Genomic DNA, 10,000 nt, shown 5'->3' on the forward strand with positions numbered 1-10,000 from the left:
ATGATGCCTGGAATTACGGTTCATTCGGCTGGGTGTATGGCCATGAACTCATTCACATGATCGACATTGGTGGCCAGCAGTATCACCCGGATGGGAAAAAGGAGAACTGGTGGACTGACAGTGATGCAAACGAGTATTTCCATGCTGCATGGCCCCTGATAGTGCAGGTCAATTCAACGCAGGTTCTTGATAACCTGACCCTGAACGGGACACGGATGCTGATAGAGAGTTCAGCAGATCTTGGAGGGCTTACGCTGGCATATAATGCATTTCTCAAATCCCGATCAGATCCCGATACACTGGATATACCGGGAATTGACGGCCTGACTGACAGGCAGCGGTTCTTTGTTGCATTTGCCCAGGCCATGCGGGGGAATATTACCGATGAGAATCTGCGCAATGTTACCGCTTCAGAGGATCATCCCTGGAACAAGTTCAGGGTAAATACTATCCCCTACCACCTGGATGCATTCTATGAGGCATTTCCTGATATCAATCCCGGTGATTCACTCTACCTGAACGAGACTGAGCGGGCACGACTCTGGTGATATGATGCGAATAATTCCAAACCTGTATGAAATAACTGCGATGGTGATGGTCATTTCCGTCCTCATCCCTTCGATACCGGCAAACCCGGTACAAGGAGCTGATGAAAAATTCCTGAATATTCAGGAAAAAACAGATCGGAGTTATTATAGTCCGGGTGACATTATCAGGATAAAGGGGACGGTGTCTGGAGAGGAGAATACCCCGGTGCAGGCACGAATGGTGTTTCAGTTTCAAGGCATGAATACAACGGCAAACACAACATCGGATGGATCATTCTCTGCACGGGTTCCTATCTCGCTTATTGAACCTGAGAGCATGTATCGCCTTATCATTTCTGCTCATGCGGACGGGTATGAAGAAAAAAATCTCTCTATCCCCATTATTATCATGGGGGAGCCCTCCTCTCTTGCGCCCGCTCCTGTTATTCCAGATGAATTCTCCTCTATCTGATTTTTACAAGAGAGACATCCACATTTCTGGCCTTGTATGGGTACTCCCGTTCAAGGGTTGAACGAAGCACAGGGGTATTCTTCCCATCCCTATCCCATCCTCCATCATATGAACGACGGATGATATCCGTACCGTACTCTCCGGTCTTTGGATCGTACGAGAGGATGAGGAGTTGTGCGGCATCTGCACCCCGGTCGCGGGCAACGATATCACCTTCCCGATATTTGGGCTCTGTACCCGGAGGGGAGGAGTCTGCCCCTATTCCTATCTGGCTGAGAGCAATCCGGTTTACTCTGGCAGGGTAGGTGCGTTCAAGATCGGCCCTAGTCATCCATTCGGCAGTGGTATCAGGACGGTACCCCCATTCTCCCGTGTAGTATCTGCTTATCGTATCAGTTGCATATTCATCGGTTGCCGGATCATATCCAAGGACAACCAGTACCTCCTGGGTCGATCCTGATGAGCGGGAGATGAGATCACCGGGTACATAGAGAGGGTTTTTTCCTGCTGAAGAGGTCGTGGTGCTTCGTGCCTGATAGGGAGTTCCGGGTTTGAATACTGAATCAGCCGGTACCGGCAGCTCTGCCGTTTTCTGATACTGTGACTCATACTCCTGCATGCTTCCATTCCTGGCAAGGCCTGGCTGAACTACAAAGTACCCGTCATTTCGTCTGATTAATTCCAAAATCCGGTACTGGTTATCTGGCAGAAGTTCTGAGATGAGCAGATAGGTCCCATTCTCTTTTCTGAGCAGAACATCCCCGGTTTTAAACAGCGGATCATGAGGGATGAATACCGGTTCTTCGATAACCGGTTCTTCCTCTATCACCGGGAGGGTCAGAGTCTTTGTCAATACTTCACGGGAAGATTCATCCTGGAACAGTGCAGTCACCCGGAATGTGACGATATTATTGTCAGAGACCGGATAGAGGTCATCAATAGGGATTGCCAGGGTTGAGGGAGGATATGGATTCAATATGCGAGGGGCGGGGCCGAGTGAGTCCATGCTCTGATTGTTTACGGTTATCTCAAATTTCTGCACCTTTTCCAAGCCCGGCCCTCCGGGATTATTGATGATAACCAGATCATCGGTGATATCAATGTTCACCGGGATCTCTCCGGATGACAGGGCTTGTGGAGGAGGATTGAGAACTGGAGGGAGAACCAGGGCAAGAATAACAATAAGGGCGATAATGCCAACAATCCCTATGACACGATACAAAACTGGAATTTCTGAAAGCTGTGGGAGGTGTACTGTGGAGAGTTGATCCTTCACACTTTTTTTCATATGGCCTTGATTCTTCTCCCTGTTTCTCATGTACACTTCATTGGAGGGGTCAAGAGTAAGCGCATTCTCAAAGCACACATCTGCATCTTCATATTTTTTCATCCTGGTAAAGACCACCCCCAGGGCATTCCAGGCACGATGATCTTCTTCTGATGCCTCAACCACCTGCATCAGGAGATCGGATGCCTTTTGTAACTCTCCTCTCCGATATGCCTCAATCCCATTTTTATACAATATCTGAATATCTTCATCCATCATGGAACACACCTGACCCCGAATCAAACCTTTCTTAAGATATGGTTTTCTCACGAAGAAAGGGTATCCCCAATCAATACTGCTTGTTTACGCTCTCTCATGCCATATGGCCAAAACGATGACAGAACACATCGACATGAGGGAGGTATTTCGGACTGAACAGGGAAGCTTCTGAAGAACCTTTATATTGACTTTCTCCGAATATTTCAGAATGGGGGAGAGAATCGTGCTGAGGCATTACTCGTTGATACTTTTCGGTGTCCTTGCAATACTCCCGGTAATGGTATATGGGGCGGCGCCGGGAGATATACTGAAAAACCAGGTATTCGGACTTCCTGAGGGGGCTGAATGGGGGTATGGCCTGGATACCTCACCTGATGGGAATACAACCGTATGCGGTGTAGCATATCCGGATCAATCTATTAATCTTGAACACCTGGGGAATGGCGATGCCTGGGTCCTCAGATTTGATACGAACGGGTCTATCATCTGGGAGAAACTCTTCGGGGGAAATGAGACTGATTATGCGTTGTCTGTGAGGAATCTTCCGGATGGAGGGGCAGCAGTCATCGGCACCACCGGTTCATACAATGGTGATGTAACCGGTTATCATGGAAACGGTGATCTGTGGTTTATTAATCTTGGACCGGACGGAAATATCCGCTGGGATCGGGCCCTTGGTGGCAGCCTGACTGATGAGGGATCGGACTTTGTTTTACTGCCGGACGGGGGATATGTCCTGTGCGGGTATACCATGTCTTCAGACGGATATATCAGACGACAACTCGGGGGGGGAGATCTCTGGCTTATCAGACTGGACAGGAATGGAACCGTTCTGTGGGAACAGACCTATGGCGGGAGCAGACGTGACAGCGGGGCCAGTATTACCCTGACCAAAGACAATACCCTCGTTGCGTGTGGAAATACCAACTCAACCGATGGCATGGTCTCCGGCAACCGGACGAGCAGTGATGTATGGGTTTTAAAAACCGATCTGAACGGGACCGTGATCTGGGAGCGTTCCTTTGGAGGGTCGGGACTGGAATGGGGCCATTCGGTCATCGAACTTGCATCAGGGGACCTCATGGTTGCTGCAGTCACTGCATCAGGGGATGGTGATGTCGGGAAAAACCATGGAGCAGGAGATGTCTGGCTGATGCGGATTGCCCCTGATGGAACCCTTGTCTGGAAACAGGCCTATGGCGGAAGCTTTAGTGACAATGTCTGGAAACTTGAGCCATCACCGGGAGGAGGAGCATACCTTGTTGGTGACAGTTACTCGGTTGATGGCCACTTTACCGGGAATCATGGTGAGGCAGATCTGCTGATTGCTGAAGTGGATGGTGACGGGAACCTGCTCTGGTACAGACAGATCGGAGGCTCATCAGTTGATCGCGGATCCTGGGTGAAACGTACCAATACTGATACGCTCATGATCACCGGTATGACCGCATCATCAGATGGAGATATATCAGGAGATCATTCGAGTGGTGACCTCTGGATCCTTGAGGTTGAAGGGAGTACTGTCCAGCCGGTTTCAGAGTCTGAACCACTGCCAGAAGTGACGGTTCCGGCAGAACCTGCGATCGGCCCACTGGGTGGAGACGGCCCGGTCCCGACTGACCCTGATGGTGATGGCAGATATGAGGATATGAACGGAAATGGAGAGATGGATCTGCAGGATCCGACGGTATTCTTCAAGTATTTCTCCTGGCTGCAGAGTCAGGGATATGTATCTGCATTTGATTTTAATGAGAACGGAGCCCTGGATCTGAGCGATGTCCAGGCACTATTTACGGAGATTCAATCATGAAATTTTCACCAGCATGGATCATCCTGATTATTATGACAGGAGTTGTCATTTCAGGAGTACAAGGCGCGACAGTATCCATACAGCCTGCAACACTTTCGCCTGGAAATACAGGTACCATAGATGTCCTGCTTGACTCGGCATCAACGGGAATATCCGGGTATCAGATGACCGTGCAGTCTGACAATGCTGCAGTAGCATTGGTGACCGGAGCAACATTTCCTTCATGGGCTGCCCTCTCTGAAGCAGTACCTGGTGACGGGGGATCGTATGCTCTCCGGGCCATTGATCTGAACAGCGGCGTTGAGGCAGGTGCAACACAGGTCACCCTGGCCACCCTCTCAGTACAGGCGGCCGGAAGCGGGACCGCACAGATTACTCTTCAGAACCTCCAGATCGATGATGATGCAGGAAACCCCCTTCAGGCAGAAGCAAAGAGCGGGACGGTAACGGTATCCGGAGGCACAGCTCCGGCAGAACCATCAACAAAGGATATCCCGGTCACTCTGCAGACCGGATGGAACCTTATCAGTATCCCCATGCAGCCTGCTGCCGGTTTTGAGTATGCGGATATTTTCAAAGATGTTCAGAGTGCAGGCCATTCAATTCTGACATATGATCCTTCATCCGGGTGGATAACGATAGGGAAAGGAGACCGGCTGATCCCCATGACCGGATACTGGATATACACAACCAGTCCGGTCACCATTCCTCTGACCGTGAAAGGATCACCGACCGGACCGAAGAACCTGAACGCGGGTTGGAACCTTGCAGGGATCAGCGGCACCTTACCGCAATCTGCTGAAACGGCCCTGTCAGGGATCTCATCATGGTCATATGTTGTCTCATACGACTCTGCCAGGCAACAGTACCGGGATGCAGGTATAAAAGGCGGACAGAGCCAGATTACGCTGACTCCGGGAGAGGGATTCTGGATTTATCTTGATGCGCCCGGCACACTCAGCCCTGGTGCGTAAAACAAACCCTATATTTTTATACTCCCTTTTCTTAGGACATATCAGAATGGAGACTTGGAACATGATGTACAAAACCGGACTATGCTTTCTGTTTATTATTCTCCTGGCCGTGGGAGTATCAGCAATTCCTCCGCTGCCATATGAATTCTATGGAAATGTATCAATAAACGAAACGCCCGCAGAAGTTGGAACAATAATTATCGCGAAAGTAAATGGGACCGAAGTTGGGAACATCACCACTACTGCTCCCGGTGCATATGGCGGAGCAGGAACTTTCGACCGCCGTCTGGTAGTCAATGGGGCAGAAGATCAGATCGGTGAGTACATCACCTTCTGGATTGGAGACCAGCAGGCTGCCCAGAAGGTCAAACTCTATGCAGGTGAGTCTCAAAAACTTGATCTGACCTTCACCCCCGGAAAGGAGGGGAGCATCGATGCATCAGTCACCCCGTCCCAGTCTGGAACCATTGCCAATGTCCCGACCGATGAGGAAACACCGGTAGCAACAGAGACCCAGACGAAGGCACCGCTCTTCATCGCTCCGATAGCAGCCGGACTTGCATTATTCCTTCTTGGACGCAGGGAATAATCCTGCCCCGCTTCTTTTTTTTACGTGACCGACATATACCTATCTCATATGCCAGAGGTCACGGTCTATTCAACTCAGAACTGTCCCTACTGCCGGCTTGCAAAAGCGTTTTTAGACAGAAATAATATCCCATACCGGTCGGTAGATGTGGGAATTGACCGGAAAGCTGCCAAGGAGATGGTTGAACTCTCAGGACAATATGGGGTTCCGGTCATCGTTGCAGGTGATGAGGTCATAGTCGGGTTTGACACAGACAAACTCAGGGCCCTGTTTACCACCGGAAAAAAGCCTGATATGTTTGATGTGATTATTGTCGGTGCGGGCCCTGCAGGTCTGACTGCTGCGTTATACTGTGTCAGGAAGAATCTGAAAACCCTGATGATATCACCTGACATCGGCGGTCAGGCTCTTGAGAGCTGGAATATTGAGAATTACATGGGATACCGGATGATCACCGGTGATGACCTGATGGCGAAGTTTGAAGAGCAGATCCGGGAACTTGAGATCAGGATAGAACTTGATCAGGTCAACTCTCTTCTCCCGACCAGTGGCGGATTCCTGGTGAAAACCGTATCAGACCAGGAATATAAAGGAAAAACAATAATCCTCGCCCAGGGAAAAAAGCCAAGAAAACTCGGAGTCGCAAGAGAAGAAGAGTTCATCGGAAGGGGTCTTTCAGTCTGTGCAACATGTGACGGGCCGATCTTTAAAGAGAAGGTGGTCGGAGTTGTCGGAGGGGGGAACTCAGCGCTCACGACTGCACTTGAGATGAGTGGTATTGCAAAAGAGGTTCATCTCATTGTCAGGAGCAGTATCCGGGCCGATGCGGTGTACACCTCACAATACGCGCAAAAGCAGAACATCACCACCCATACCGGTTATGAAGTGTCTGAACTTATCGGAGATGACCGGCTTTCAGGCATTATTATTACAAACCGGGAGACCGGTGAGAAGAAGACGTTAAAGCTTGACGGACTGTTCACGGAGATAGGATGGATTCCAAATACCTCCTTTGTTGAGGGACTACTCAAACTCAATGATCAGAAGGAGATTATAATAGACATTGACTGCCGGACCAGTGCTCCGGGCATATTTGCTGCCGGGGATGTCACCTCAGTTGCAGGAAAACAGATCATCATTGCCTGTGGTGAAGGAGCAAAAGCAGCCCTTTCAGCGTTTGACTACCTGATGACACAGTAGTCAGACTGAGAGGTAAACCATTCCCATGCAGGGATCACCTGAATATTTTTGGATAAACCTGTATTTTTGATCCTGTATAGCCAGGTCAAGAGAGAAGAAATCGATCATCGCATTACTAACAGGAGTTGGAATATGTTTATTCTTTTTACTAAACCGAATGGGCACCTCATTCAGGGTTTTTATAGAATAAAACAATCCGGTTGGTATTCGTCCCTCCTGACATGTTATTCACCCCCCAGATATTCGCAGTCTTGGTAAAATCCTGCTGATTGATGATAACGGCAGTACAGGTAAACCCTGCTGAGATCCCAAGGGGGATGACATGCTCATCAAGTCTGACAGAGCCGTTCCGGACTTCACCGACTTCAAATGCAACATATCCGCCCGGTCTTGTTATCCGGAACAGCTCCCTGAATACATCCCTCATAACCCCCTCCCAGTCAACAAGTTTTCTGGTGATGGTGATCTGTTTTCCAATCTCCTCTGCATCAAGACCATTAAACCAGCACCGCAGCCAGTTGTCGGTGGCATATTGTACGATATCGAGGAACGGAGGAGAGGTGACAGTCAGGGATATGGTATTATCCGGGATTTCAGGAGTATGTCGTGCATCACCGGTGAGGAAGAGTGAGGAATCTGCCGCACGGATGAGGTTCTCCCGTTGTTTATGATCAATCCCCTGGAGTAACGAGCGTGACTTTTTCAGAATTATCTCCCTCACATTTCGGTAAGGGGGGATCTGGTTCCGGTCCCGGTTGATGGTAATCTGACGTTCCGGGGTTACCGCCTGATTCGGTGGGAGTGTGTAGACTGAAAAAAAACCAGGTGAGTGACCGGACAGCCGGTTTGTTGCAACCATCCGGATCCATGCATCGGTTCTATCAAGCTCTCCCCGCTTCTCCCGGTCAAGGAGGTACTCACGGATACTGCACAAGGTTCGAAGGGTATCAGGATGATAGAACATCGAGAGATCGATCCCGCTGGTTACTTCGGGATTGTCAGGGATTGCATACAGGCGTGCCCTTATCTCTTCATACACCGGCAGAGAAAGCCGGGGTTCAGTCAGGATGCGGGAGAGCGGATTGATATCATTGGAGATGACCTGACGGCCAAGCAGTGCCGCCTCCAGTGGTGTTGTGCCCCTGCCGGTAAAGGGATCATAGACTATCTCTCCCGGATCAGTCAGGAGACTTATGAAAAACCGGGGGAGCTGGGGTTTAAAACAGGCCCGGTACGAGATCTCCTGAAGTCTTGATGCCTGCCGCTGTCGTGCGGTCCAGAACTCATTGGTATACCTGCAGAACTCCGCACCGTTGATACACACCGTATCACACCGGGTTGTCTGGTCCAGCTGGAGCGTGGTCTGACCATCCTGATCAGGCAGGGAAAACATCCGCAGGTACTCGTGGACAAAGGAAGGATCCCGCTTCATCACAGCGTTGCAGGTTTTTTACCCAGTGCTTCCACCAGAACCGTCATGAGGTTTTTCACCGGCCGGTCACTGTGCTCCTGGATATGGTATTCACAGAACGGACAGATTGTCACGACGATATCAGCCCCGGTTTTTTTGATAGCAGCCCGTCTGAGTTCTCCAAGTGCCGCTGCTTCATCAGGCAGCCCTGACCTGACACCGCCACCAGACCCACAGCATTGTGCAGGCATCTCAACAAAACGCTCCACGGCATTTTCAAGGATCTTACGGGGTTGCTCTGTTATCTGCTGGCCGTTCATCAGGTGACAGGGATCATGGTAGGTTGCCGTCACCGGGACTTTTGTCAGAGATGGAAGACCTGCATCGGTCAAAATCTCTGTTACATCTTTGACTTCAAAAGGAGTCTCATAGTCATGCTTGAGTGTCGCGCCACACCCTGCACACATGGTCATGACCGTCTGAATTCCCCGATCCTGAAATGCCCGGATATTCTTTTCTTTCAGATCATTCAGGAATGAGGTCTGTCCGGTTCTGATAAGCGGAGATCCACAGCAGACCTGCTCTTTTGGAATGATCACCCTGATACCGGCATTTCGCATCACTTCAAGCATATCCATGGCCCGTTCAGGAAGCCGGGCATTGAACATACAACCAGAGAAGAATCCTACTTCACGCTTCACCTCTCCATATGGCTCAATGACCTCATCCACGAGATCAAGGAAGACCTGTTTACCCGGCTCAACGCTCCTGCCTGTCGTTCTCACCAGTTCAGCAACTTCCCGGTGTCTGGGCAGGGTAAGTCCTTCACGGTTTGCAATCTCTCGGAGTTTTTCAATGGCTTTTCCCGGGATCTCGATATCTTTCGGACAGACCCGCCAGCACCGGTTGCAGCTGGTACAGGTGAAGAGACCCTGAGACAGGGCTTCGCGGATCCGGTTTCCTGGTTCACGGGGGTCAAGGGCTATCCGCATCTGGGAGCGCATAGAGGTAGGCCCCAGAAAATCAGTGACTTTCATCGCCGGGCAGATCGAGACACAGGAGAGGCATTCGATACAGTCACGGCGTGGTTTTATACGCTCTATCTCCTCCTGTTTTGGAAGAATGCCACACTCACAGGTATGAATTCTGGGAATGGAGGATATACCGGAGACCAGATCCACCATCAGGTCTTTGATAACCGGAAGATCGAGTGGTTCGATGACCATACCTTCCCGTGCCTCTTCAGTGCAGGCAAGGACCGGTTCTCCATTCACCCTGACCGCACAACTCCCGCACTGACCTGCGCGACAACTGGACCTATATGTAAGGGTGGGATCCCGGCTGTGAATCGCATCCAGAACATTGAGAACCCGCGCACCTTCTTCAACCTCTACGGTCCAGAGTTCAAGGTGGGGTTTTGCATCTGTGTCCGGGTTAAACCGCGCGACTTGGACGGAAACCTGCATCAGGA

Annotated in this window: 9 protein-coding genes; 6 read left to right on the top strand and 3 right to left on the bottom strand. The window is 50.4% G+C overall.

Annotated features, from left to right (window positions below; all coding sequences use genetic code 11):
• Nucleotides 1–548: M13-type metalloendopeptidase (locus LDL35_RS00215; RefSeq protein WP_304018308.1), on the top strand; the 548-nt coding region annotated here is incomplete at its 5' end.
• Nucleotide 549: 1 nt separating this feature from the next.
• Entirely contained in the window at nucleotides 550–999 is a 450-nt protein-coding gene (locus LDL35_RS00220) for a hypothetical protein (protein ID WP_304018309.1), read from the top strand.
• Here the strand turns inward: LDL35_RS00220 and LDL35_RS00225 are convergent.
• Nucleotides 992–2,545, bottom strand: a complete 1,554-nt coding sequence (locus LDL35_RS00225) for a M48 family metallopeptidase (protein ID WP_304018311.1) — start codon at nucleotides 2,543–2,545, stop codon at nucleotides 992–994. The two genes, LDL35_RS00220 and LDL35_RS00225, sit on opposite strands and share 8 nt — an antisense overlap.
• 208 nt (nucleotides 2,546–2,753) lie before the next feature.
• Here LDL35_RS00225 and LDL35_RS00230 point away from each other — a divergent pair, with 208 nt between their 5' ends.
• From LDL35_RS00230 to LDL35_RS00245, 4 genes are all read left to right on the top strand, one after another.
• On the top strand, nucleotides 2,754–4,355 hold the full coding sequence (locus tag LDL35_RS00230; RefSeq protein ID WP_304018313.1) for a hypothetical protein: 1,602 nt from the start codon (nucleotides 2,754–2,756) through the stop codon (nucleotides 4,353–4,355).
• Nucleotides 4,352–5,329, top strand: a complete 978-nt coding sequence (locus LDL35_RS00235) for a hypothetical protein (RefSeq protein WP_304018315.1) — start codon at nucleotides 4,352–4,354, stop codon at nucleotides 5,327–5,329. The genes LDL35_RS00230 and LDL35_RS00235 overlap by 4 nt, the downstream gene beginning before the upstream one ends.
• A gap of 61 nt (nucleotides 5,330–5,390) precedes the next feature.
• Entirely contained in the window at nucleotides 5,391–5,918 is a 528-nt protein-coding gene (locus LDL35_RS00240) for a hypothetical protein (protein ID WP_304018317.1), read from the top strand.
• A gap of 48 nt (nucleotides 5,919–5,966) precedes the next feature.
• On the top strand, nucleotides 5,967–7,118 hold the full coding sequence (locus LDL35_RS00245; RefSeq protein WP_304018318.1) for an FAD-dependent oxidoreductase: 1,152 nt from the start codon (nucleotides 5,967–5,969) through the stop codon (nucleotides 7,116–7,118).
• A 166-nt stretch (nucleotides 7,119–7,284) separates the two neighbouring features.
• On the opposite strand, the gene LDL35_RS00250 is transcribed toward LDL35_RS00245, so the two are convergent.
• Together LDL35_RS00250 and tfrB are read right to left on the bottom strand one after the other, a co-directional pair.
• On the bottom strand, nucleotides 7,285–8,550 hold the full coding sequence (locus tag LDL35_RS00250; protein ID WP_304018320.1) for a DNA methyltransferase: 1,266 nt from the start codon (nucleotides 8,548–8,550) through the stop codon (nucleotides 7,285–7,287).
• On the bottom strand, nucleotides 8,550–10,000 hold a 1,451-nt coding region (gene tfrB / locus LDL35_RS00255), incomplete at its 5' end, for a fumarate reductase (CoM/CoB) subunit TfrB (RefSeq protein WP_369694871.1). The genes tfrB and LDL35_RS00250, both read right to left, overlap by 1 nt.

The sequence above is a fragment of the Methanospirillum hungatei genome (assembly GCF_020216685.1).
In the GTDB taxonomy this organism is placed as follows: Archaea; Halobacteriota; Methanomicrobia; order Methanomicrobiales; family Methanospirillaceae; genus Methanospirillum; species Methanospirillum hungatei_B.

Coding starts and splice junctions, on each gene's coding strand:
- LDL35_RS00220 (WP_304018309.1), top strand. CDS start 550: ATGATGCGAATAATTCCAAACCTGTATGAAATAACTGCGATGGTGATG.
- LDL35_RS00225 (WP_304018311.1), bottom strand. CDS start 2,545: ATGATGGATGAAGATATTCAGATATTGTATAAAAATGGGATTGAGGCA.
- LDL35_RS00230 (WP_304018313.1), top strand. CDS start 2,754: ATGGGGGAGAGAATCGTGCTGAGGCATTACTCGTTGATACTTTTCGGT.
- LDL35_RS00235 (WP_304018315.1), top strand. CDS start 4,352: ATGAAATTTTCACCAGCATGGATCATCCTGATTATTATGACAGGAGTT.
- LDL35_RS00240 (WP_304018317.1), top strand. CDS start 5,391: ATGATGTACAAAACCGGACTATGCTTTCTGTTTATTATTCTCCTGGCC.
- LDL35_RS00245 (WP_304018318.1), top strand. CDS start 5,967: ATGCCAGAGGTCACGGTCTATTCAACTCAGAACTGTCCCTACTGCCGG.
- LDL35_RS00250 (WP_304018320.1), bottom strand. CDS start 8,550: ATGAAGCGGGATCCTTCCTTTGTCCACGAGTACCTGCGGATGTTTTCC.